Origin of the sequence: Xanthomonas sp. LF06-19 (genome assembly GCF_034105425.1) — a bacterium.
GTDB lineage: Bacteria > Pseudomonadota > Gammaproteobacteria > Xanthomonadales > Xanthomonadaceae > Xanthomonas_A > Xanthomonas_A sontii.
Map to the genome: position 1 here is coordinate 42,719 of NZ_JAXGGH010000008.1, position 24,075 is coordinate 66,793.

General features: G+C 69.5%; 21 protein-coding genes and 1 pseudogene. 7 read left to right on the forward strand and 15 right to left on the reverse strand.

Features of this window, described 5'->3' with window-relative positions:
* Window positions 1-17: 17 nt before the first annotated feature.
* Complete coding sequence (locus tag SLW55_RS15945; RefSeq protein WP_320745384.1) at window positions 18-1,964, reverse strand: PEP/pyruvate-binding domain-containing protein; 1,947 nt, start codon at window positions 1,962-1,964, stop codon at window positions 18-20.
* 300 nt (window positions 1,965-2,264) lie between these two features.
* Between SLW55_RS15945 and SLW55_RS15950 the strand changes: the two genes are divergently transcribed.
* On the forward strand, window positions 2,265-3,248 hold the full coding sequence (locus tag SLW55_RS15950; protein WP_320745385.1) for an NAD(P)-dependent oxidoreductase: 984 nt from the start codon (window positions 2,265-2,267) through the stop codon (window positions 3,246-3,248).
* A gap of 3 nt (window positions 3,249-3,251) precedes the next feature.
* Here SLW55_RS15950 and SLW55_RS15955 read toward each other — a convergent pair whose 3' ends face one another.
* The 7 genes from SLW55_RS15955 to SLW55_RS15985 form a co-directional block, all read right to left on the reverse strand.
* On the reverse strand, window positions 3,252-4,505 hold the full coding sequence (locus tag SLW55_RS15955; RefSeq protein WP_320745386.1) for an MFS transporter: 1,254 nt from the start codon (window positions 4,503-4,505) through the stop codon (window positions 3,252-3,254).
* A gap of 149 nt (window positions 4,506-4,654) precedes the next feature.
* Window positions 4,655-5,332, reverse strand: a complete 678-nt coding sequence (locus tag SLW55_RS15960; protein ID WP_320745387.1) for a hypothetical protein — start codon at window positions 5,330-5,332, stop codon at window positions 4,655-4,657.
* A 96-nt stretch (window positions 5,333-5,428) separates the two neighbouring features.
* Complete coding sequence (locus tag SLW55_RS15965) at window positions 5,429-6,217, reverse strand: hypothetical protein (protein ID WP_152235631.1); 789 nt, start codon at window positions 6,215-6,217, stop codon at window positions 5,429-5,431.
* Window positions 6,218-6,542: 325 nt separating this feature from the next.
* The gene (locus tag SLW55_RS15970; RefSeq protein ID WP_320745388.1) at window positions 6,543-7,880 is read right to left on the reverse strand and encodes a sigma-54 dependent transcriptional regulator; all 1,338 of its coding nucleotides are present in this window, start codon (window positions 7,878-7,880) and stop codon (window positions 6,543-6,545) included.
* The gene (locus SLW55_RS15975; protein WP_320745389.1) at window positions 7,865-9,301 is read right to left on the reverse strand and encodes a HAMP domain-containing sensor histidine kinase; all 1,437 of its coding nucleotides are present in this window, start codon (window positions 9,299-9,301) and stop codon (window positions 7,865-7,867) included. Before SLW55_RS15975 ends, SLW55_RS15970 begins: the two co-directional genes overlap by 16 nt.
* Before the next feature lie 75 nt (window positions 9,302-9,376).
* The gene (gene poxB, locus SLW55_RS15980; protein WP_320745470.1) at window positions 9,377-11,086 is read right to left on the reverse strand and encodes a ubiquinone-dependent pyruvate dehydrogenase; all 1,710 of its coding nucleotides are present in this window, start codon (window positions 11,084-11,086) and stop codon (window positions 9,377-9,379) included.
* 128 nt (window positions 11,087-11,214) lie between these two features.
* Window positions 11,215-11,556 carry a hypothetical protein gene (locus tag SLW55_RS15985; RefSeq protein WP_152235635.1) on the reverse strand — a complete coding sequence of 114 codons (342 nt, stop codon included), beginning with the start codon at window positions 11,554-11,556 and terminating at the stop codon, window positions 11,215-11,217.
* Window positions 11,557-11,753: 197 nt separating this feature from the next.
* On the opposite strand from SLW55_RS15985, the gene SLW55_RS15990 reads away from it, so the two are divergent.
* Window positions 11,754-11,981 (forward strand): hypothetical protein, encoded by a 228-nt coding sequence (locus tag SLW55_RS15990; protein ID WP_017910124.1) that lies wholly within the window; start codon window positions 11,754-11,756, stop codon window positions 11,979-11,981.
* A gap of 79 nt (window positions 11,982-12,060) precedes the next feature.
* Here the strand turns inward: SLW55_RS15990 and SLW55_RS15995 are convergent, their stop codons facing one another.
* From SLW55_RS15995 to SLW55_RS16005, 3 genes are all read right to left on the reverse strand, one after another.
* Entirely contained in the window at window positions 12,061-12,492 is a 432-nt protein-coding gene (locus SLW55_RS15995; protein ID WP_017910123.1) for a low affinity iron permease family protein, read from the reverse strand.
* A gap of 167 nt (window positions 12,493-12,659) precedes the next feature.
* Window positions 12,660-13,784, reverse strand: coding sequence for an acyl-CoA desaturase (locus tag SLW55_RS16000; protein ID WP_152235636.1), 1,125 nt, complete (start codon window positions 13,782-13,784; stop codon window positions 12,660-12,662).
* Between the two features lie 11 nt (window positions 13,785-13,795).
* Window positions 13,796-14,872 (reverse strand): ferredoxin reductase, encoded by a 1,077-nt coding sequence (locus SLW55_RS16005; protein ID WP_152235637.1) that lies wholly within the window; start codon window positions 14,870-14,872, stop codon window positions 13,796-13,798.
* A gap of 93 nt (window positions 14,873-14,965) precedes the next feature.
* Here SLW55_RS16005 and fabR point away from each other — a divergent pair, with 93 nt between their 5' ends.
* From fabR to SLW55_RS16030, 5 genes are all read left to right on the forward strand, one after another.
* Window positions 14,966-15,610 carry an HTH-type transcriptional repressor FabR gene (gene fabR / locus SLW55_RS16010; protein WP_152235638.1) on the forward strand — a complete coding sequence of 215 codons (645 nt, stop codon included), beginning with the start codon at window positions 14,966-14,968 and terminating at the stop codon, window positions 15,608-15,610.
* 146 nt (window positions 15,611-15,756) lie between these two features.
* Entirely contained in the window at window positions 15,757-16,623 is an 867-nt protein-coding gene (locus tag SLW55_RS16015) for an SDR family oxidoreductase (protein ID WP_017910119.1), read from the forward strand.
* A gap of 454 nt (window positions 16,624-17,077) precedes the next feature.
* Window positions 17,078-17,590, forward strand: a complete 513-nt coding sequence (locus tag SLW55_RS16020; RefSeq protein WP_043094625.1) for a ferritin-like domain-containing protein — start codon at window positions 17,078-17,080, stop codon at window positions 17,588-17,590.
* A gap of 71 nt (window positions 17,591-17,661) precedes the next feature.
* Window positions 17,662-18,168: a ferritin-like domain-containing protein gene (locus tag SLW55_RS16025; protein WP_152244919.1), complete on the forward strand. Its 507-nt coding sequence runs from the start codon at window positions 17,662-17,664 to the stop codon at window positions 18,166-18,168.
* 121 nt (window positions 18,169-18,289) lie between these two features.
* On the forward strand, window positions 18,290-19,192 hold the full coding sequence (locus SLW55_RS16030) for a manganese catalase family protein (RefSeq protein WP_295942383.1): 903 nt from the start codon (window positions 18,290-18,292) through the stop codon (window positions 19,190-19,192).
* A 110-nt stretch (window positions 19,193-19,302) separates the two neighbouring features.
* On the opposite strand, the gene SLW55_RS16035 is transcribed toward SLW55_RS16030, so the two are convergent.
* The 4 genes and pseudogenes from SLW55_RS16035 to SLW55_RS16050 form a co-directional block, all read right to left on the reverse strand.
* A complete protein-coding gene (locus tag SLW55_RS16035) occupies window positions 19,303-19,944 on the reverse strand; it encodes a DUF6766 family protein (RefSeq protein WP_295942381.1) in 642 nt (213 codons plus the stop codon).
* Window positions 19,945-20,301: 357 nt separating this feature from the next.
* A pseudogene (locus tag SLW55_RS16040) lies at window positions 20,302-22,380 on the reverse strand (methyl-accepting chemotaxis protein); the annotation flags it as partial.
* 133 nt (window positions 22,381-22,513) lie between these two features.
* Complete coding sequence (locus SLW55_RS16045) at window positions 22,514-23,317, reverse strand: YiiX/YebB-like N1pC/P60 family cysteine hydrolase (RefSeq protein ID WP_017915697.1); 804 nt, start codon at window positions 23,315-23,317, stop codon at window positions 22,514-22,516.
* Window positions 23,318-23,422: 105 nt separating this feature from the next.
* On the reverse strand, window positions 23,423-23,893 hold the full coding sequence (locus SLW55_RS16050) for a hypothetical protein (RefSeq protein ID WP_039728364.1): 471 nt from the start codon (window positions 23,891-23,893) through the stop codon (window positions 23,423-23,425).
* Between the last annotated feature and the right edge of the window lie 182 nt (window positions 23,894-24,075).

Here is a 24,075-nt window from a genome sequence, read left to right on the forward strand (position 1 = left end):
AGCAACGTGAGGGTGGTTCACTGGCGCCCACCCCGCTCCACATACGGCCGCGCCTGCAGGATCACCACCTCGTCGCCGACCACCGCCCATTCGATGTCCTGATCGGCGCCGCCCAGCGCCTGCTTGGTCATCGCGCCAACCTTGGCCAGTCGCGCGATGAGCGCGTCGGTCAGTACCTGGCGGGTGCCGACGATCGGCACCTCGCGGACGCCGCCGGCGGCGTTGGCCACGAGCTGGGTGTCCTCGGCCGAGCGGCTCAGCACCTGCACCGCCTTGGACCAGCTCGAATACATCACCTGTTCGGCCTGGCGCTTGCCCTCGACCACCCGGATACCGAGGCCGCGCTTGGCCGAGATGTAGGTGACATGACGGCGCGCGGCATCGAACGGATCGCGGGTGATCATCACTCCGGAGCTGTCGGACGGCGCGGCCAGTTGCACCAGCACCGCCATGGCCACCGCGTCCTGCGGCAGGCCGGCGGCGGCGCGCGCCTCGTAAGCCTCGAAGTTGTACACCGACGCCCACACCGTCTGCACCGCCTTGGCCAATGCGTCGGCGCGGGTGACGTTGGGCACGGTGGTGTACAGGCCGGCGCCGCTGAAGCCGGGCAGATCCTCGGAGTTGGACGAGCTGCGCACGAACACACCGGCACCATGCAGTTGTTCGCGCCACTGCGCCTCCAGCGCACGCACGAAGGCGGGATCGGGCGTGGCGTCGGCGATCTCGGCACGCAGCGTCGCCAGCGCGGCGCGGCGCACCTCCGCATCGGTGGCGAAGCCGGGGCGTCGCTGCAGATCGCGCAGGCGCTGGTCGACCTGCAGGCGCTGCAGCGTCGCCTGGTAGAACGCGAACGGAATGCAGAAGCCGTCCGGCACGCGCGCGGCCGGCGGCAGCACCGCTTTCAGCGTGCCGAGATTGGCGGCCTTGGTCCCGCAGGCGCGGCTGTCGCGGGCGCGCAGCGCCGCCAGCGGTTGGAGCGCGGTCACGCTCAGGTCCGGACGCGGCAGCGCGCGGGCCGCGGTGCGGGGAGCGGCAGCGGGTGCGGCCGTCGGCGGACTCGCCAGCGCTGTCACCCGGTAGTCGTTGTGGGTGACATCCAGTTGCACCCAGCGCCCGTCGTACTGGCGCAACGCCGCCTGCGCATCGCGCACGTACACATTGGGAATGCCCCAGCCCTTGGCCAGCAGGTTGACGTGCGACAACAGCGTGGACGGGCGCTGTGTGACCAGGCCGGCGACCGGCGCCAACGCGATCGGCACCTCGTCCAGCACCGGGATATCGCGCGGCGACAGCGTACGGAACTGCGCCTCCGAACGCACGATGCGCAGCCGTCCCTCGGCATGGCCGGTGTTCAACGGCAGGAAGCGCTGCTCGCGCAGCAGCGCCTCCTGGGTGACGAAGGCCAGCCCGGCGGACTTGGCCACCTGTTCGTGCAGCGTGGAGTTGGTCTTGAACCGCAGCGCGTCAAAGAACGAGGCGCGCAAGGCGGCATCGGTCTGCTGCAACAAGGGCGCGGTAAGGACGTCGCCCTCCCAGAACTCGTAGGTGTAGCCCGGCAGATCCTGCTGCCAGCTCAGGGTGCCGAACAGGAAGCGGCGCTGCGGATCGCGGTACTGCGCCTTCAGCGCCGCCTTGCCCATGCCCGGCGCCAGGCGCTGGCGCACGAATTGCTCGTGCAGTGCGAAGCGCGGGGTGTTGAGGTAGTAGACGCGTCCACCCTGCTGCCGGTCGATCACGAACAGCAGATGCGGCAGCTCCAGCGCGGTGCCGGCGTTGTAGACCCGCGCGAGCTGCAGGAACTGCGCACGGCTGTCCAGGCGCGACAGGGAATCGGGCCCCGTCGCCGGCTGCACGGCGGCATTGCTGCCCGGGCGTTGCTCGTAGGCCGACGGCTTGCGCGCGGTCTGCGCCAGCGTGGGCGCCACCGGCCACAGCAGCGCGAAAAGGACACACCACGCCGACACGCGTGGCCACGAAAGGGACGGACGGGCTCGATCCATGATGCCGGTTCGGGAGGGCGACGAGCGCGGATCATACGCCAGCGCCTGCGCGTTGGCTGCGCGGCGAGGCGCTGCCGGGCATGGTTCGGCGTTTGCCGCCGCCGCGGGCCGTTGGGATGACGGGGGAGAATGACATCCGCTGCGGACAGCTCCGCCAGGCCCTCCTTTCTGTATCGTTGACCGACAGAACGCTGCGCAGCCGCGTGCGGTCCCGCCACATGCCTGCCCGCGACCTGACGCACCTCGCCCCAGCCAGGAGTCCGCATGCCGCTGTATCCCCTGTTCGCCGACCTGGCCGGACGCCGCGTGCTGGTCGTCGGCGGCGGCGAGGTGGCGATGCGCAAGATCGAGGCGCTGCTGCACGCCGGCGCCGACGTGCTGGTGTACGCGCACGCGCTCAACCCCACCGTAGCGCAGTGGCTGGCGCAGGGCCGCCTGCAACGCGCCGACGGCGCCTTCGACCCGCAGTGGCTGGACGACGCCTGGCTGGTGGTGGCCGCCACCGACGATGAGGCGTTCAACCGGCAACTGGCCGAACAGGCCGGAGCGCGACGCAAGTGGGTCAACGTGGTCGACGACGCCGCGCTGTCGACGTTCCAGGTGCCGGCGATCATCGACCGCGACCCGCTGTTGATCGCGATCTCCTCCAGCGGTGCGGCACCGATGCTGGCGCGGCGCCTGCGCGAGCGCTGGGAAACCGAACTGGACCATTCCTACGCCGAACTGGCGCAACTGTTCGCGCGCCACCGCGCCGCCATCCGCGCGCGCCTGCCGGACCTGCCGCAGCGCCGCCGCTGGTTCGAACAGGTACTGGAGGGACCGGTGCAGACCCTGCTGCAGAGCGGCCAGCGCGATGCCGCCGAACAGGCCTTCGCCGAGAGCCTGCAGCACAGCGACGCGGTACCGCGGCAGGGCAGCGTGTGGCTGGTCGGCACCGGCAACGGCGACCCCGGCGCGCTGACGCTGAAGGCGCTGCGTGCGCTCAACCAGGCCGACCTGTTGCTGTGCGGTGCGCAGTTGAGCGCGGCGGTGCTGAGCCTGGCACGCCGCGATGCCAGTCGCCAGCCGCTGCCGGACGATCCGGCCGCGCATCTGGCGCTGCTGATCGAACGGGCGCACGCCGGACAGCGCGTGGTCAGCCTGCTGCCGGGCGATGCGTTCCGGCAGGCGCCACACGTGGCGCTGGCGGCGCAATTGACCGCCGCCGGGATCGCCTGCGAGGTGGTGCCCGGGGTGACGCCGGACTGACGCCTACGCTGGCAGCGGCGGCACCGGTTCCTCGTCCGAACGCCCGCGCTTCGCCGTCACAAGGTGCTTGCGCATCCCCACCCACAACGCCAGCGACAGCAGCGAGATGCCGCCCAGCAGCAGGAATGCGGCGCGATAGCCGAACCCCTGTGCGATCCAGCCGCCCAGTGCCGGGCTCAGCGCCGCGCCGACGCCCTGCATCGTCATCACCGCGCCCTGCCCCACGTTGACCCGGCCGGTGCCCTGCAGCAGGTGCGCCACCAGCGCCGGCACTGCCACGCTCTGCAGGCCCGCGCCGACGCCATCGAGGATCTGCACGGGGAACACGCCCCAGGTGTGGATGACGCTGGCGGCGATCAGCCCGCGCAACGGCAGCGCCAGGAAGGTCAGCAGCAGCACCCACCAGTGTCCGCGCACGCGGATCAGGCGCATCGCCAGCAGCGAGGCGAGCATCATCGTGGACTGGGCGACGATGATGGTGGTGGCGGTCAGCGCGTTCGGGTCGCTCTGATGCGCGGCCACCACGGCCATGCCGTACAGCGGCAGCATCGCCGCATTGCCGAGGTGGAACAGCGCCAGCGCCGCGGCCAGGACCAGCAAGGGCTTGCAGGTCAGCAGCACCGACCAGCCGCTGACGTGCTCGCCATGCGCGTCCTCCGTCTCGGCCATGCCGCGCGCCGCACGGTGATCGATGGCGTCGCGCGGAATCATCAACACCGAGATGATCGCCAGCACGCCGAAGCAGCCGGTCAGCACGAACACCGCGCCGAAACCGAATTTCCAACCGAGCAAGCCCGCCAGCGCCGCGGCCACCACGTTGCCGGCATGGCTGCCGACCTGGTTGCGCGCGATCTGGTGATCGAAGCCGGCCTGGCGCACCAGGCCCAGGGTGATGCCGGACAGCGCCGGCCCCAGCGCGGCGGCGGCGAGCGCGGTCATCACCTGCGCGGCGATGACGCCCGGCAGCGTCGGCGACCACCACAGCAGCGCCGAGGCCAGCAGGATCATGCTGCAGCCGACCACCACGATGCTGCGCTTGCGCTTAGTCGCATCGACCAGCGCGCCGCCCGGCGTGGTGGCGAGCATGCCGACGATGCCGCCGGCGGTCATCACCGAACCGATCGCGCCGAGCGACCAGCCCTTGGATTGCAGGAACACGCTCAGGAACGGGCCGAGCCCGTCCTGCACGTCGGCCATGGTGAAATTGAGCGCTTCCAGCGCGCGCGTGCCGCGCGGGCGCTTGCCAGTGCCGCTCATGCGCGCACCGCCGGCGACGCGAGCGGCGACAAGGACAGGAGAACGTGGTGCTGCGCAGGCGCGACGGGCGGCATGACGGTGTCCTGGATGAGCGCGGGAAACACAGGCGCGGCGGTGGCCAGGGGCACACCGCCGCGACGACTCGGAACTTAGTGGGACTTGGGCTTGGGCTTCCGCTTCGGCTTGGGCCCGTCCTTCGGTGCAGCATCATCCGCATGCGCGTGCAACGGCTTGTGATGAGGCTTGGGCGGCTTCGGCTTCAGCGGCTGCAGCGTCGCGTCGCTGGCGCCCAACGCCTGCGCATGCAGCACCTGGCCATGCGCGGACTCCAGCAATTCGCCCTGCGCCGTCAGCGGCTTGCCGGCGGCGAGCCAGCGCGCCGATTCCGGCACCGCGTGCGGCGGGAAGCGCACGATCAGCCCGTCCTCCAGCAGCGCGCCATGCACCTGCCCGTGCGGGCCGTGCAGCAGCCGTGCGATGGTGCCGGCGTGACGCACCGCGTCCTGCGCAGGCTTGTGCTTGGCCGGCGGCTTGGGCTTGGGTGTATGAGGACCGGCATGCGGACCTTCATCGACGATGCGCGCGGCGCCGTCCGGGCCCACCGCAAACGCCACCAGCACATCGGCGCCGCGCGGCTTGAGTCCGCGTACGCCGAGGCCGGCGCCCGGACGCAGCGCCTTCAGCAGTTGCGCCGACAGGTGCGGCGGGGTGTGCACTTCGGTGCCGTCGTCGAACAGCAGGCCGTCGACGTCGGCCTTGGGGTTGAGCAGGAAGCGTGCGAGCGTGCCACGGGTTTCCGGCAGGGAATCGGGATCGACCCAATGCATTGCATTCTCCAGACGAACAAGGGATGCCGGCGGGGGCCGGCAGCGCCCGCCGCGAACGGCGGGCGCGGGGTCAGGCGCGATGGAACCGCGCCCGGATCAACGCGGGGCCGGCGGCGGCGGCGGGGCGGCCGGCGCACCCGGCGCGCCCGGCGGCGGAGCAGCCGGCGGCGCAGGCGGGGCCGGGGGCGCGAACACCGCCTGCAGCGAGTTGCGGTCGCGGCCGACCTGGGTGGCTTCCACCGAGCGACCCACCTGGGTCAACACGCCGAAGCCGTTGACGCTCAGGCGCGCGCCGGGCCGCAGCAACTCGCTGTACTGCACGGCGGCGTGCGGCGGCATGCGCACCACGGTGCCGTCGCTGAGCAGCACGCCGGCGGTGTCGCCGCGCGGGCCATAGACCAGCCGCTCGATGCGGCCATCGGCCTGCAGCGGGGTCAGGGCCGGTGGTGCCGGGGGCGCCGGCGGCGGCGTCATCGGGTTCGGCGGGCGGTCGACCACCTGCTTGCCACTGCGGCGCGCGGTGATGGTGTTGGCCTGCAGCAGCGGCAGGCTGCCCAGGCGATAGCCCTGCACCGAGATCGCATCGCCACGACGCACGGCGGCCTGCAGATCGGCCGACAGGTGCGGCGGGAAGCTGACCTGGGTGCCGTCCATCAGCCACAGGCCATCGACGTCGCCGTTGGGGTTGAGCATGAAACGCTCGACAGTGCCGTCCACGCGCACCGGCGTGGCAGCGACGGGGGCCGCGGGCGGCGGCGGCGGTGCCGGGACGCTGCCGGGCGCCGGCGGGGCGGGAGGTGCGGGCGGCGCCGGCACCTGCGCGGTGGCGGCAGCGGCGGCGGTGGCCAGCACCAGGGACAGAGCGAGTGCGCTACGACGGATCATGGGAGTTCCTCCTGAGCGGCAAGGGGGCGCCGCTCGCAGGAGAAATAATGCAGAGGCCGTGCCAACTTTTAAGTCATTGATCTTTAAATGAATCGAGTGCCGATCTGGCTTTGGCAGCGTCTCCATTCCATCCACATCTGTCCGCTTTGCGGACAGGTTTGGATGGAAGGGGATTGGGGATTGGGGATTCGCAAAAGCGGACGCGTCGCCTGATGTCGGGTGCTGTGACGAATCCCGAATCCCGAATCCCGAATCCCGAATCCCCAATCCCCAATCCCCAATCCCCAATCCCCAATCCCCAATCCCGCGGCGCGCCAGCGCGCCGCTACAGCCCGTACTCGTCGAGCTTGCGGTACAGCAGCTGGCGATGGATGCCGAGTCGGCGCGCGGCCTCGGCGCGGTTGCCGTGGGCCTGGGTCAGCGCCGCCTGGATCATCTGCCGTTCCAGTTGCGCGATCGCCTGCGGCAGGGTCAGCGCGTCGGTGTCGAGCGCCGTGGGCGTCTCGGCGGGCTGGGCCAGCAGTTCGTCCAGGTCGTGCGCCTCGACCACCGGCGCACGCACCAGCACCTGGCAGCGCTGCATGGCGTTGCGCAGTTCGCGCACATTGCCCGGCCAGGGATAGGCGCGCAGGCGCGCCTGCGCTGCCATCGACAGGGTCTGCGGGGCGCTGGCGCCGGCGGCGAGGAAGTGCTGGGCGAGCAGCAGGATGTCGTCGCCGCGCTCGCGCAGCGGCGGCAGTTCGATCGGCACCACGTTGAGCCGGTAGCGCAGGTCGCTGCGGAAGCGCCCGGCGTCCACCGCCTGCAGCAGGTCGCGGTGGGTGGCGGCGATCACCCGCACATCCACCTTCTGCGCGCCGCGCCCGCCCAGCGGCGAGACCTCGCCTTCCTGCAGGAAACGCAGCAGCTTGGCCTGCATCGGCAAGGGCATGTCGCCGATCTCGTCGAGAAACAGGGTGCCGCCATCGGCGTCGCGGATCAGGCCGTTGCGGTCGCTCACCGCGCCGGAGAACGCGCCCTTGCGGTAGCCGAACAGCTCGCTCTCCATCAGCTCGGCGGGAATCGCCGCGCAATTGATCGCCACGAACGGCTGCGCGACACGGGCGCTGGCACGGTGCAGCGCGCGCGCCGCCAGTTCCTTGCCGGTGCCGGTTTCGCCGGTGATGAGCACCGGCAGGTCGGAGGCGGCGGCAAGGCCGATGCGCTTGTGCACGGTGCGCATCGCCGCGCTGTGGCCGAGCAGCGCGTCGTCCTCCTCGGCGGGCATGGCCGGTGCGGCCTCCGGCATGGCGTCGCCGCGGCTGCGCAGGGCGCGCTCGACCACCTCGGCGATGTCGGCACGGCCCACCGGCTTGACCAGGTGATCGAAGGCGCCGAGCTTCATCGCCTCGATGGTGTTGCCGCTGGAGGCATGCGCGGTGAGCATCACCAGCGGCACGCGCATGGCCAGCGCATCGTCCTGGCGCGCACGCATCAGTGCGATGCCGTCCATGCCGGGCATTCGGAAGTCGACGAAGGCCAGGTCGAGCCCACCCTCGCCCAGGCGCGCCAGGCCCTCGCGCGGGTCGGCCACGGCCACCACCTCGTGGCCGAACGAGCGCAGCGTCGCCTGCAGGGTGCTGAGGAAGGCCAGGTCGTCGTCGATGATCAGGATGCGCGCCATGGCAGCTCCAGGCTGAACTCGGTGATGCCGTCGCGATGCGCGTAGTGCGCCTCGCCGCCATGGGCGCGGGCGATCTCGCGCACCAGCGCCAGGCCCAGGCCGTTGCCGTCGCTGCGGCCGCTGGCGAACGGTTCGAACAGATGCGCGGCCACCGGCGCCGGCACCGGCTCGCCCTGGTTGCGCACGCGCAGGTGCAGCAAGTCGTTCTCGGCCTGCGCCGCCAACGTGACCTCGGTGCCGGGAGCGGCGTGCTGCAGCGCATTGCGCAGCAGGTTGTGCAGGGCGCGCGCAGCCTGCTGCGGATCCAGCATCCACTGCGCTGGCGCCGCTTGCAGGCGCAGCGCGATCGGCGGCGTCTGCCCGTCCCAGTCGGCCGGGTCCAGCAGCGCCTGCAGCCACGGTTGCAGCGCCACCGTCTGCCGGTGCAGGCGGATCGGCTGGACCATGCCGAGCAGGCTTTCCACCACGCCGTCCAGGCGCTGGATCTGCGCCAGCATCAGTTGCGCCTGGGCGTCGGCGGCGCCGTCCGCGTGCGCGGCGATCTGGTTTTCCAGCGCCAGGCGCAGGGTCGCGATCGGGTTGCGGATTTCGTGCGCCACGGTCGCGGTCATGCGCCCCAGCGCGGCCAGGCGTTCGTGCCGCGACAGCTCCTCGCCGAGCCGGCGGGTCTCGGCCAGCGCCTGCGCGTTGCGCTGCGCATAGTCGGTGACCGCGGCGCCGAGCCGGTCCAGCTCCGGCGCGCCGGTCTTGGGGATCTGCGGTACCTCGGCCGGCGTCGCCAAGGCCTGCTGGATGCCCTGCAAGCGCTGGCTCCAGCGCCGCACCACCCAGCCCAGCGCCAGCGCCGAGACCACCACCAGCGCCAGGATCAGCGCCATGCCCAACGCCAGCGGCAGACTGGCGGCGGCGTCGCTGGAGGCCACGCGGGTCATGGCCCAGGCCGCGGCATTGCGGTCCAGCGGGCAGGCCGCGATCAGCAGGCTCTCGCGCTGCCCGTCGCGGCGGTAGTCGACCGGGTGCTGCGCCTCCACCCCGCGCTGCACGGTGGACACAATGACGTTGCGCTCGGCCGAGGGCACGTCGGTCTTGTGCTCGCTGCCGTCGTACGTCGGATAGGCATAGGCGACGAAGCCGCGCTGGCGGTCCCAGAAGCCGCCTTCCACGCCGGCGGCATCGGCGAGCACCAGTTGCGAGACCACCGCCGCCAGGCCGGTGCCGTCGCTGCCGTGGGCGGCGGCGCTGGCGCCGTTGTAGCGCTGCACCATGCGCGTGCACACCTCGCGCAACCCGGCCTGCGCGCGTTCGCTGCGCACGCCCTCGCTGTGCCGGTACAGCCCGACCAGCACCACCGCCATGCCCACGCAGGCGGCGACGATGACGATCCAGATCAGCAGCAGTTGCCGCAACAGCGAACGGGGCATGGACGTCCTTGGGCGCAACGGAAGAGGCGGGGCGAACCGCGGCGATCGTAACCGCGCCGCGGTGCCTGCGGCGACTCAGCGCAGGTTGGTCTTGACCAGTTCCAGCACCTCTTCGCCGCGTCCGCTCATCACCGCGCGCAGCAGGTACAGGCCCATGCCCTTGGCCTGTTCCAGCTTGACCGCCGGCGGGATCGCCAACTCCTGGCTGGCCACGCGCACGTCCACCAGCGCTGGGCCGGGATGCGCGAACGCCTCGCGCAGGGCCGGCTCCAGTTGCGCCGACTCGTCCACGCGCAGACCCAGGATGCCCATGGCGTTGCTCATCGCCGCGAAGTCCGGATTGCTCAGGTCGGTGCCGGTATCCAGGTAGCCGGCCGACTTCATTTCCATCGCCACGAAGCCCAGCGAGCCGTTGTTGTAGACCACCACCTTCACCGGCAGGCCGAGCTGGGCCAGGGTGATGAAGTCGCCCATCAACATGGTGAAACCGCCATCGCCGGACAGCGAGATCACCTGCCGGCGCGGGAACTGCGCCTGCGCGCCCAACGCCTGCGGCATCGCATTGGCCATCGAGCCGTGGTTGAACGAGCCGAGCAGGCGGCGCTGGCCGTTCATGGTCAGATAGCGCGCCGCCCACACCGTCGGCGTGCCGACGTCGCAGGTGAAGATCGCATCGGCATCGGCCAGCGCATCGACCATGCGCGTGACGAACTGCGGATGCAACGGCTCGCCGGGGGCCGAGGCCACGGCCAGGTCGTCCAGGCCCTCGCGCGCCTTGCGGTAGTGAGCCAGCGACTTCTCCAGGAAGCCGCGGTTCTCGCGCCGCTGCAGGCGCGGCAGCAGCGCGGCGATGGTCTCGCGCACGTCGGCGGCGATGCCCAGCTGCAGCGGCGTGCGCCGCCCCAGCGCGGCCGGATCGTTGTCGACCTGCACGATGGTGGCGTCCTTGGGATAGAACTGCCGGTACGGGAAATCGGTGCCGAGCATCAGCAGCGTGTCGCAGTTGAGCATGGCCTGGTAGCCGGAACTGAAGCCGATCAGGCCGGTCATGCCGACGTCGAACGGGTTGTCCCACTCCACATGTTCCTTGCCGCGCAGCGCGTGCACGATCGGCGCGCCCAGCGCGTCGGCCAGCGCCACCACCTCGTCGTGCGCGCCGGCACAGCCGCTGCCGCACAGCAAGGTGGTGGCCTTGCTCGCCTGCAGCAGATCGGCCAGCTTCGCCACGTCGGCGTCGGCCGGCAGGATGCGCGGCGCGGCCAGCGCCGGCCACGTCGTCGGCGTGCCCTTGGGCATTTCCTGCAGGGCGACGTCGCCGGGGATCACCACCACCGCCACGCCGCGGCGCAGGATCGCCGTGCGCATCGCCCGCTGCAGCACTTCCGGCATCTGCGCCGGGTTGGTCACCAGTTCGACGTAGTGGCTGCACTCGCGGAACAGTTCCTGCGGATGCGTTTCCTGGAAATAGCTCAGGCCGATCTCCGAGGACGGAATGTGCGCGGCGATCGCCAACACCGGCTGGTGGCTGCGGTGGCAATCGAACAGGCCGTTGATCAGATGCAGGTTGCCCGGGCCGCAACTGCCGGCGCACACCGCCAGCTTGCCGCTGACCGCGGCTTCGGCGCCGGCGGCGAAGGCGGCCACTTCCTCGTGGCGCACGTGCATCCACTCGATGCTGTCCATCTGCCGCAGCGCGTCGGTCAGGCCGTTGAGGCTGTCGCCGGTCACGCCCCAGATCCGCTCCACGCCCGCGCTGTGCAGGGTTTCGGCGAGCAGGCGAGCCATGGTCTGCTTGGACATACGTGCTGATCTCCGGGTGGGGAACGGCATGGTCGCACCGCGTGCGTTACCGACGCGTGGCGCAGCAGATGCACGCCCGTGCCTGCCGCCTCCATGTTCAGCGCACGGTGCGGCTAGTCTTCGCCGCGTGCAGCGGCGGCATCGTGCGCCGCATTGTCCGCATCGTCCTCGTGATAACTGCCGGACGTGGCGGCCTTGCCGTGGGCGCCACCGGGATGCTCGCCGGTGGCGCCATAGGTGCCGGCCTGGCCGAGGTTCGGCTGGCTGCGTCCGCTGCGGTCTTCGCCGTGATCCTGTGGCGCAGGCGCCTGCGGCGGCGGCATGGGCTGCGACGGCACATCACGGTCGCGGCCGCGTGGCACGCCGCTGTCGGCGGACACATCGCCCTGCGTGCCGCGGTAGGCGGCCTGGCGTACATCGTGCGTGCCGGTGGGAGGTGAAGTGCGCTGCGCCATGACGATCTCCTGCAGAAGCGTGTGAGCGGATCACGCTAGGCCGGCGCACGTTAGCCGGCATGCAAGTTGCGATGAAGGCCGCGCGAGCGGCGACTGCGATGCCGACCGGCGCGACCACGCCGCACGCACGTGACCTGCACGCCTGCGCCACCCGTGCTGGCCGACGCTGGCCGCTCCTTCCACATTGGAGCCCTGCGATGTCCGGTCTACTCTGGAAACTTGCGCTGGCCGGCACGGCTTACGCCGCCATCCGCGCCTATCGCCGCAACACCCACACCACCATGGCCGACGCGGCCTCGTCCATGCCACCAGCCGAACTGGATGACGGTCGGGCCACGCCGCCGCACGGCGACACCCTGCAGGGCGCCGAGCGCGCGTCGACAACTGCGACCACAGACGATCCGGACGGCGCCGTGCCGGCCTGATCCCTGCAACGCGCAGCGGCGTGTCGCGCGCTCACCGCCGACACGCTGCTGCCAGCGTCGCAGGAGCGTGGGCGTCAGCTCAACCTTTGGGGCGATCGTGGGTTTCGCGGCCATCGCCGTGGCGCGCATTGCGCGCACGCAGTTCCTCGCTGGCCTTGCGCGCCAGTTCCTCGTATTGCTTGCGGATTTCTTCCAGCCGCTTCTCGTCCAGCTCTTCCAGGTCCAGCAGCTCGTTGTTGGCCTTGGCGCTGACCCGGATCAGTTCGTCGAGCTTGATCTGCATCGCCGCGGTGTCGGCGTTCTGGGTGTGCTGGATCAGGAACACCATCAGGAAAGTGATGATGGTGGTGCCGGTGTTGATGACCAGTTGCCAGGTGTCGTTGAAGCCGAACACCGGGCCGCTGAGGCCCCACACCAGCACGATGCATAGCGCGATGCAGAAGGTCCAGGGCGTGCCGGCGGCATACGACGCCTTCTTGGCGACCACGTTGAACAGCTTGGCAGGTTTCATCGCAGGCCCTCGCTCGACGGGAGACGCCTGCACCGCCGCCAGCGTCTGCAGGCGGCTAAGGATGATCGACAGCCTCCCGTGAGCGAGGCGTGCATATCGCGCCAGCGCCGGGCCAATGAAAAAGGCGGGGTCGCCCCCCGCCTTTTTGCTTGACCTGTGCGCGAGGCTCAGCCGGCCTGTTGCGTCGCCGGCTGCAGCGCCCGCACCGGGCGCGGCCGGCTCGGGAAGGCGTGGCGCAGGATCCGCCACACCACCTGGCCGAACTGCTTGGGCAGCGAGCCGGTGTTGTAGTGCTGGCCGTAGCGCGCGCAGATCTCGCGCACCTGCACCGCCAGCGCCGCATAGCGGTTGGCCGGCACGTCCGGGAAGAAATGGTGCTCGATCTGGTGGCTGAGGTTGCCCGACAGCACGTTCAGCAGCTTGCCGCCGGCCAGGTTGGAGGAACCGCGCAGTTGCCGCAGGTACCAATGGCCGCGCGACTCGTTCTTGATCGACTCCTTGGGGAAGGTCTCGGCGTCGGCAGTGAAGTGGCCGCAGAAGATGATCACGAAGGTCCAGATGCTGCGCAGCACGTTGGCGGCCAGGTTGCCCAGCAGCACCGGCAGGAAGAACGGTCCGGCCAGCGCCGGGAACAGGATGTAGTCCTTGAAGATCTGCCGGCCCATCTTGCGCCCGACCGGCAGGAACGTCCGCTTCAATTCGCCGCGCTTCATCTTGCCGGCCAGCCAGCGGCCCAGGCGCAGGTCCTGAATCGCCACGCCCCATTCGAACAGCAGCGCGAACACCACCGCGATGAACGGCTGCGCCAGGTAGAACGGGCGCCAGCGCTGCTCGGGGAAGATGCGCAGCAGGCCATAGCCGATGTCGTCGTCCATGCCGCGCACGTTGGTGTAGGTGTGGTGCTTGAAGTTGTGCGTCTTGCGCCAGTTGTCGCCGGTGGCGACGATGTCCCACTCGTAGGTGTTGCCGTTCAGGTGCGCATCGCCCATCCAGTCGTACTGGCCATGCATCACGTTGTGGCCCAGCTCCATGTTCTCCAGGATCTTGGACAGGGTCAGCAGCAGCACGCCGGCGATCCACGCCGGCACCAGCACGCTGTGCACGAACGCCCCGAGGAACAGCAGCGCACGGCCGGCCACGCCGGTGTAGCGCACCGCGGCGACGATGCGGCGGATGTAGCGCGCATCGCGCGCGCCCAGGTCGGCCAGGGTGCGCATGCGCAGCGCATCCAGTTCGTCGCCGAAGGCCTGCAGTTCGGCAGGGGTGAGTGCGCGGTTGCGGGGAGCCGCCATGGGGAAGTCCTTCAGAGGTCCAGGGTCAGGTCGCTGCTGGCGCTGTTGACGCACAGCTTCAGCGAACCGGGTTCGGCGGCGTGGGCGCCGCTGAGCAGATCACGGGTGATGCCGGCCTGCTTGCCACAGGCGCAGCTGTTGCAGATGCCCATGCGGCAGCCGTGCTTGGGACGCAGGCCTTCGGCTTCCAGCGCGGTGAGCAGCGACTGGCCGCGCGGCAGCTGCAGCACGCGGCCGCTGCGCGCCAGGGTCACCGCCACGGTGCCCTGTTCGACATCGGCAGGCGCCGGCGGCGGGCTGAACGCCTCGGCCTGGAAGCGCGCCACCTGATGCTGCAGGCGCGCGCGCGCAGCCTGCACGAAGCCGCCCGGGCCACAGGCCAGCACCTGCGCCTGCTCCAGGCCGCCCAGGGCGTCGAGCGGCAGCGTGTCCACGCGCGGCGCCGGCGTTTCGCCTTCGCCGGTGATGGCCAGGTGCAGGCGGAAGCGCGGATGCGCCGCGGCCAGCGCCTGCAGTTCGTCGCGGAAGCAGACCTGGTCGTGGCGCCGCGCCCAGTACAGCAGGTCGACATCGGCCGGCATGCCGGCATCGGCCAGTTGCCGCAGCAGCGCGCGCATCGGGGTGATGCCGCTGCCGGCGGCCAGCAGCAGCCAGCGGCCGTGCGGCGCGGTCGGCAGCACCATCTCGCCGTAGGCCTGGCCGAGTTCGAACACCTCGCCGATGCGCGCCGCGCCGGCCAGGTACTGGCTGACCCGGCCGCCGTCGACGGTCTTGACCGTGATCGCCAGGCGCCCGCCCGGCAACGGCGTGGGGCTGTAGCTGCGCAGCAGCCGGCGGCCGTCGATCTCCACGCCCAGTTCCACGTGCTGGCCGGCACGCAGGCCGCGCCAGTGGCGGTTGGGCTGCAGCACCAGGGTCACCGCATCGCTGCTGGCGGCCTCACGCTGCACCAGCCGGGCGCGCGGGCGCTGCCAGGTCCACAACGGATGCAGCCGGGTCGACCAGAAATCGAACACGTCCGGCTTGACCCAGGCGCGCAGGGCGCGGGCGGCGGGGCGGAGCTTGGCGGGACGGCGGGCAGCGTTCATGGGGTCCACTATACAGATGAAGATACAGATGTCTATACAGTTGTGCATTCAGCAATGGCGTTATCATCCCTCATTGCCTGGCCCGGTCTGCCCATGACGACGCTCTCCCCTCCCCCGTTCGCGGACACGCCGAACGCCCGCAAGGGCGCGATCTCGCGCGAGGACCTGCTGGCCGCCGCGCTCAAACTGATCGGGCCGCACCGCAGCGTGTCCACACTGAGCCTGCGCGAGGTGACCCGCGAGGCCGGCATCGCCCCCAACAGCTTCTACCGCCAGTTCCGCGACATGGACGAGCTGGCGGTGGCGCTGATCGACCTGGCCGGCAGCTCGCTGCGCACCATCATCGGCCAGGCGCGGCAGCGTGCCGCCGGCAACCGCCGCAGCATCATCCTCAGTTCCGTGGAGACTTTCATGGAACAGTTGCGCGCCGACGACAAGCTGCTGCACGTCCTGTTACGCGAGGGCACGGTCGGCTCGGACGCGTTCAAGCATGCGGTGGACCGCGAGCTGAACTATTTCGAGGACGAACTGCGGGTGGACCTGATCCGCCTGGCCGCGCTGGAGGGCGCGCCGCTGCACGAGCCGGCACTGGTGTCCAAGGCGATCACCCGGCTGGTGTTCGCGATGGGCGCCACCGCGATGGACCTGCCGCCGGAGAAGGATCCGGAACTGATCCGGCAGATCACCGCGATGCTGCGGATGATCATCGTCGGCGCGCGCACGCTCGCCGCCGGCTGAGTTCGCGGCGCAGCGGCGTCGCCACCGCAGACAGCCATCGGCACGGGCGCTTGCCTGCATCGTGACATGCCGCCGACATGGCCTTGGCCCCGGCTTTACCTGCGCCTGCCCACCCTCGTCGGACACTCCCCCAACGAGGCATGCACATGGCCGTTCCGAACTATCCGTCGCCGCCGTTCAAGGCGCAGCAGCAATCCTTTCCCGGCAAGACCCAGGCCATGGATCCGAAACCGGACCACGGTGAAGACAGCTATGTCGGCCACGGCCTGCTGCAGGGCAAGCGCACCCTGATCACCGGCGGCGACAGCGGCATCGGCGCGGCGGTGGCGATCGCCTATGCGCGCGAAGGCGCCGACGTTGCCATCGCCTATCTGCCCGACGAGCAGGACGACGCCGAGCGCATCGGCAAGCTGGTCGAGGATGCCGGCGTGCGCGTGCTGCTGCATCCCTGCGACATCAGCGACCGCGCGCAGGCCGAGACGTTGATCAAGACCGTGACCGACGCCTTCGGCGGCCTCGACGTACTGGTCAACAACGCGGCCTACCAGCGCTATTTCCATAGCTTCGACGAGATCACCCTCGACGAATGGGAGAAAACCTTCGCCACCAACGTGCATGCGCCGTTCCACCTGGTGCGGCTGGCGCTGCCGCACATGCCCGAGGGCGGCTCGATCATCAACACCGCCTCGGTGAACTCGAAGAAGCCCACGCCCAACATCCTGCCGTACTCGGCCACCAAGGGCGCGCTGGCCAACCTGACCATCGGCCTGGCCGGCCTGCTCGCCGAGAAGAAGATCCGCGTCAACGCGGTGCTGCCAGGCCCGATCTGGACTCCGTTCATTCCCACCGGCATGGATGAGGAATCGGTGCGCACCTTCGGCGAGCAGACGCCGTTCGGCCGTCCTGGCCAGCCAGCGGAACTGGCCTCGGCCTATGTATTGTTGGCTGCGGACACCTCGAGCTATACCTCGGGCACGTTGCTGACCATCTCGGGTGGCGCAGTGACGCTGTAAGGCCGGGAATCGTAAGTGGGGAATCGGGAATGGGAAAAGCGCTGCGGGCTGGCGGCGCTGTAGGTGCGGCTCTGGCCGCGAGAGGCTTTCTCCTGATGTTGTCGCCGTGATCCTCACGCAAGCACACGCATCGCGCCTGCTGCTGTCTCGTTAGCAGGCCACAGATCTAGCGCACTCCCCTCTTTAGGAGCGGCTTCAGCCGCGACAGGCATTCCCATGAAGGCCTGTCACGACTGAAGCCGCTCCTTCGAGCGCGAGCGCAAAAGACATGCAGCACCCGCGCATCACGCGTATCGCCACCGTGTACATCTCCTCACACGGCATCTCGCACGGCATTCACTCTGCGCTGCAACTGCTCTAACGGCGGCAAGTCTAGGTTGATCGCACAGGGGAAAAACACACGGACGCGCGATGCGATGCAGGTGCGTCGCGCACACCATCTGGAGCGATATCCATGACCCGAAGCAACACCGAACGCTTGTTGAAGTGGCTGCAGGACGCCTACGCCATGGAGCAGGAGGCCAACACCATGCTCACTGCCACCGCCGGCCGCCTGGAGCACTACCCGCAGCTGAAGGCGCGCATCGAGCAGCACGTCGACGAAACCCGCGATCAGTCCGAGCAGGTCAAGCGCTGCATCCAGATCCTCGACGGCTCGGTCCCGACGATCAAGGGCACGGTGGCGAGCGTGATGGCCTCGGTGCACGCCGCCGGCAATTCGATGATGAGCGACGAGGTGGCCAAGAGCCTGGGCGTGAGCTACGCGTTCGAGCATATGGAGATCGCCAGCTACCGTTCCCTGGTGATCGCCGCCAAGGAAGCCGGGCAGACCGAGATCGCCGACATCTGCGCCGCCATCCTCGACCAGGAAATCGCCATGGCCGAGTGGCTGATCGAGCACCAGGAAGCCACGATCCTGGCGTTCCTGAAGCGCGAACGCACCGAAGGCGAAACCGCCAAGCACTGAGCGTCGTCGTGCACCGCACGACGCGTGCGCATTCCCCCGCAGCACCCACCATCATCGACCGGAGACTCCCCATGGCCGTCAAGACCATCGACGAATTGTTCATCCACGAGCTGTCGGACATCTACAGCGCCGAGAAGCAGCTGACCAAGGCACTGCCGCGACTGGCACGCGCCTCCACCAACCCGGCGCTGCGCGCGGCGTTCGAAGCGCACCTGGAAGAAACCCAAGGCCAGATCGAACGCATCGACCAGATCGTCGAAAAAGGCAACCTGCGCCTGAAGCGGATCAAGTGCGCCGCCATGGAAGGCCTGGTGGAAGAAGGCAAGGAAGTGATCGACTCGATCGAGGCTGGCCCGGTGCGCGATGCCGCGTTGATCGGCGGCGCGCAGAAGGTCGAGCATTACGAGATCGCCTCCTACGGCACACTTGCCGCCATGGCCAAGCAGTTGGGCATGGACGATGCGTTGAGCCTGCTGCTGGAAACGCTCAATGAAGAGAAGTCCACCGACGAGAAGCTGACCCTGCTGGCCGAGCAGGGGGGCAACGAAGAAGCGGCACGCAAGCGCAAGGCGGCCTGACCGCCCCAGCTGCGGCCCGCCGGCGCGGGTCGCAGTGTCCAAGACGCCTATCCCCCACGCGCGGCCGTCGGTCGCGCCATTGCGTCGTCTCGACGTTCGGGCGGCACTCCAAGAGAACCCCATGTTCATGCACAACAAGCGGCTGATGTACACGGTCCGCGTAGCACAACCCGACCCGGCGCTGGCCTCGCTGATGCTGGAACAGTTCGGCGGCCCGCAAGGCGAGCTCGCCGCGGCGATGCGCTACTTCACCCAGGCCATCGGCGAGGTCGATCCCGGCCGCAAGGATCTGCTCTACGACATCGCCACCGAGGAGCTCAGCCACCTGGAAATCATCGGCTCGATCATCGCCATGCTCAATCAGGGGCCGAAGGCGGTGCTGTCCGAAGGCATGGCCGAAGCCGAGGATATGCGCAACCTCACCCTCAACAACAACACCAGCCAGACCCAGCAGATTCTCTACGGCGGCGGCCCGGCGCTGGTCAATTCCAGTGGCGTGCCGTGGAGCGCGGCCTACGTGGACAGCATCGGCGAGCCGACGGCCGACCTGCGCTCCAACATCGCCGCCGAAGCGCGCGCCAAGATCGTCTACGAGCGCCTGATCAACGTCACCGACGATCCGGGCATCGTCGATGCGCTGACCTTCCTGATGACCCGCGAGGTGGCGCACCAGAAATCCTTCGAGAAGGCGCTGTACGCGATCGAGCCGAACTTCCCGCCGGGCAAGCTGCCGGGCGATCCGGCCTTCACCGATCGCTACTACGACATGTCGCAGGGCGACGACGACATGCAGGGGCCCTGGAACAGCGGCAGCCAGTGGGAGTCCATTGCCGACCGCAATCGCCAGGTGGCGGTGGATGGCGGCAGCGGGATGCCCAGCGTGGGCCTGAGCGAACTGGAACAGAGCGCAGTGCAGGCGCTGGCGGCGCGTACGCTGTCGCAGCCGGACAGCGACCCGACCACCGGTGCCGACCTGGGCGCCGGCCCGGGTGCCGGTTCGACCAAGGGCAGCGTGGCGCGCTAGCGCTTCACTGCAGGTCCACCGCAACGACGCCGACGCCGCGATCCACAAGCACCGCGGCGTTCGCATGTCTGGGCCATTGCCCGTGGTCGACACCGCCCTCGGCGCCGCGATCAATCGCCGGTCTGCCGATGCGGCGCGTGCACCGGCTTGGATTGCGGAGAATCCTTCTGCCGCAGCCAGATGCTCAACACCACCAGCGCGAACACCGCCAGGAACTCGCTCTGCCAGTTCTGCATCGATTCGAACCAGAACTGCGCGCCGCTGGCGTGTTCCCAGAAGGACGGCAGCGGCCGATGCTGCATGGCCTGCTCGGCCAACTCGTGGCGCCAACTGCCCAGTGCATGCAGGACGAAGCTGAGCAGGAACAGCGCACCGAAGGCCAGTGCCAGCGAGCGCTCGTACAGCGCCAGCCAGATGCCGCCGGCGCGCACCGGCCAAGGCGCCGGGCCCGGCGCGACGGCGTCGTCCTCCTGCCCTGGCGACAGCGGCCGCGACTCGGCCGAGCCCCACTGGCGCAGCTTCACCGTCAGCACCACGTACATGCCCATCTGCAGGAACTCGCTCTCCCAGTTCTCGAACAGCGCGCCGATGAAGTGCCCGCTGTGCAGGTACTGCCACATCGGCAGCGCCGCCAGCCCCTGCTGGCGCAGTTCCTCGTTGTAGGCTTGGTGGCCACTCAGCGCCTGAGCGGCCATGAACAGCAGGCTCAGCGCCAGCAACACGATCGACAGGCTGTTGCGTTTCCAGAACATCGACTCGGCTCCTCCTCCACCGCCGCACTGCCGGCGCGCCGTCGCTGCGACCATAGGCAGCCACAGGCAAAAAGTGGATGAAGAAGCTGGGGCGATACGCCTCGGATGCCAGGCGATGCCATCACCTGCAGGAGCGGCCACGGCGTGGCGGCAGAGCCACCACGCTGCACTCGATCAGAACTCTTCCCACTCCGCGCTGTCCGCCGGCATGCCCTGGATCGGGCGCGGCTTGGCCGCCGCTTGCCGCACCGGGACCGCCGGCTTGGGCTTGGCGGCGGCGACAGCCCGCACTGCCGGCCTGGCCGGCTGCGGCCTTGCCGCGATGGCCGGTGCCACGCTGATGGCGGCGCCGCCGGCGAGGCGGAACACCGCCACCGCGCGTGCCAGTTCCGCCGCCTGGTCTTCCATGCTCTTGGCCGCCGCGCTGGCTTCTTCCACCAATGCCGCGTTCTGCTGGGTGCCCTCGTCCAGCTGCATCACCGTCTTGCTGACCTGGTCGATGCCCGCGCTCTGCTCGGCGCTGGCCGCGGAGATCTCGGCCATGATGTCGGTGACCCGCTTCACCGAGGCGACCACCTCGGTCATGGTGGTGCCGGCGCGGTTGACCAGGGTCGAGCCCTGCTCCACTTCCTGCACCGAGTCGGAGATCAGGGCCTTGATCTCCTTGGCCGCCGCCGCCGAACGCTGCGCCAGCGTGCGCACTTCCGAGGCCACCACGGCGAAGCCGCGGCCCTGTTCGCCGGCGCGCGCCGCTTCCACCGCCGCATTGAGCGCGAGGATGTTGGTCTGGAAGGCGATGCCGTCGATCACGCCGATGATGTCGGCGATGCGCGCGGACGCGGCGCTGATCGAGGCCATGGTCGCCACCACTTCCTCCACGGCGCGGCCGCCGTGCTCGGCCACCTCGCCGGTGCTCAGCACCAACTGGTTGGCCTGGCGCGCGCTGTCGGCGTTCTGCTTCACGGTGGACGTCAGCTCCTCCATCGAGGCGGCGGTTTCTTCCAGGCTGGCCGCCTGCTGCTCGGTGCGCACCGACAGGTCGCTGTTGCCGCTGGCGATCTCGCTGGCGGCGGTGTTGATCGAGCCGACCGCGCGCTGGATGCCCTGCACGATGCCGGTCAGTTGCTCGGCGGTGCGGTTGGCGGCGTCGGCGAGCTTGCCGAATGCGCCTTCATAGCGCACGTCCACGCGCTGCGACAGGTCGCCATCGGCGATCGCCCCCATGATCCGGCCGACGTCGGCCAGGCCGCTGTCGGCCTGACGCATCAGCCGGTTCAGCGCTTCCACCATTTCCTTGAACGCGAACGCGTAGCGCGCCTCGTCGCCACGTGCAGTGAAGTCGCCGCGGGCGGCCGCGTCGGCCAGCCGCGCGATGTCGCCGTTGACCGCCGACAGGTTGGCCTTGACCACGTCCAGCGCCTCGTGCAGTGCGGCGCGCTGTCCCGGCAGCCGGCGCATGTCGCGGCGCAGGTCGCCGCGACCGTACTCGTCCATGATCGCCATCGCCTCGACGATCGCGTCCAGGTGCTCGAACAGCGCCGTGTTCATGCCGTGCGCGAGCGTGCCGTAGTCGCCGGGGAAGTCCTCCGGCATGCGGTGGCTGATGTCCTCGCCCTGCTGCAGCCGCACCAGGGTCTGCATCTCGCCGTTGAAGCGCTGCAGCTGGGTCTGCATCTGCTGCATGCTGGCCATCAACTGCCCGGTCTCGTCGCGCGACTCGACCTTGATCGGATTGTCGAAACGGCCGGAGGCGATCGCCTCGGCGGTCCGCGTGGCGCCGCGCAGCGGCGCGACGATGGCGCCGGCGATCAGCCAGCACAGGCCCACGACCAGCGCCACCAGGCCACCACCGATCACGGTGAGGATCTTGGTGAAGCCCATCGCCTGGGCCTGGATGTCCTCGGCATACACGCCCATCGCCAGCACCCAGTTCCACTGCGGGTACAGCGCGGCGTAGCTGATCTTCGGCAGCTGCACCGACTTGCCGGGCTTGGGCGCGGTGTAGTAGCTGAAACCGTCGCCGCTGCGCACCGCCGTCTGGATGTCGCGGTACACGTACTCGCCGGCATCGCTCCTGTAGCCGCTCATGTCGGTGCCGACCGCACGCTTTGGATGCATGACGATGCGCATCTGCGGGTCGACGATGAAGAAGTAGTCCACGCCGCCGTTGGTCTTCATGTCGGCCAGCGCGCCCTTGGCCGCTGCCTGCGCCTGCGCCTGCGTCATCTCGCCGCGCTTGGCCAGATCGGCGTAGTGCTGCATCACGCTCAGGCCCATGTCGACCTGGGTCTTGACGCTTTGCTTGCGCGCATCGATCAGGTTGAGATATTGCAGGCGCGCTGCGGCAACGGCGAGCAGGATCACGCCGAGCGCGATCAGCGTGCACAGCACGACGAACTTGCGCGCCATCGGCAGATTGGCGATATGGCGGCGCAGAAATTGGATGGGATTCATGGCGTAGAAAGCAGAGAACGGAATTTTGTATCGGCCAGCGCGCGCTCGAACTTGAACTGCGAAGTGCTTCGCCAGAGCAACGCGCACCACAGTTTCACGCTGCAGCCGTCTTCCGTCAGGCCAGTGCGGCATCCATCGGCGCGCTCGCAGACGGCACGCCGGCGGCGTGCGGCTCCCACACCAGGCGATGGAAATCGAAGCCCTGCTGCAAGCGCGGCTTGACCACGTTGAAGTACGGCGAGACGTCGAAATCGCGCGGCAGCGTCAGGCTGTGATGGCGCGGATGCAGGATCTCCGCGTCTTCTCCGGCATCGCTTCCCGTCGGCGGAGCCTGGTCGATTTCCGGCAGGATGGGATAGCGGATCGCGCCGAACGCCTGCGCCAGCAACGTCGAGCAGATCGCCCGCGTCGGCTCGCCGCTGCCCAGCTCCAGGAAGCGCCGCTTCACCGACGACGGCAGCGGCGGCGTGCGGATCAGGTAGCGCGCCAGGTCGAAGATGTTCTTCAGGTCGTAGCTGTTGCCGACCCGCGAGACCATGTACTCCACCACGGTCTCGATCTCCTGCGCGCTTAACCCCACCGGACGGCAGATGCGGGTGTGCAGGCCGGCGAACTCGCTCAATCCCACCAGGCGCACGCCGACGTTGATGTCGACATCGCAGAACAGCGGCGCTTCCTCCCCGGGAAGCGCGGCCACGTGGTCGCCGATGTACAGCGCCGCGTGCGACCAAGTGGACTGGCTCAGGTACTTGATGGCGGTGGAGAAGCGGCTGTTGCCCTCGACCAGCAACACGTCGCCCTTGCGCAGCGTGGCACGCAACAGCTGCGGCGGGCTGGTCGGCAGTTGCGAGCCATGGCGGCGCGGCTTGGACAGGAACTTGGCCAGGTGGCGGCCCAGCAAACGTGGCAAGGACAGCATGCGCGTTCCCCCGAGGGACGGCCGCTTCGGCGAAACGGCTCCGCTATCCGCAATGGCGGCCATGCGCTGGATTTCTTGAATGGCGTGCCGGCGCCAGCGACCGGCTCACGGTTGCCGCAGGATCGACAGCTCCACGAACTGCGCGCTGCTGGAACGCAGGTAGACCGCATAGCGACCACGGCCCGGCACTTGCACCAGAAAGCGGTCTCCCGGCACCGGCTGGAGCTTGTCGACCGCGGCCGCACCCAGCGGCGCGATCCGCAGCCGCACCTTGGCATCGTCCTGCGCTGGCGTGAGATTGGCGATGGTCAGCGCGCCATCGAAGAGGGTGCGGCTCTCGCCCGGCAACAGACTCAGCATCAGCGACATCGCCGCGGCCTTGGCGTCGCAGGCACCGGCCTGCGCCTCGGCCAGCTGCCGCTGCAGCGGCTTGACCTCCACGTACTGCACGAAGCCGTAGGTCGCGCCGATCACCACCAGCACCGCCGACACCTCGGCGGCGGTGCGCTTGAACGAGAGTGCTTGCCACCATGTCTGCGCCGGCGGGGGCGGCGTCTGTCGGGTCGTTCGAGCCATGCATCACGGTATCGATGCCGCCATGCCGCTGTCTGCCAGCACGGCTGACATCACCGCGCACGGCCGCGTTCGTCTACCTGGCGATACAGACGCAACGCCACGTGCCTCGCGATAAGCGCCGCCCCAAGCACGGACATCGCGCGATGGCGCGGCATGGCCTCGCGCCTATGCAACTCCCAGCA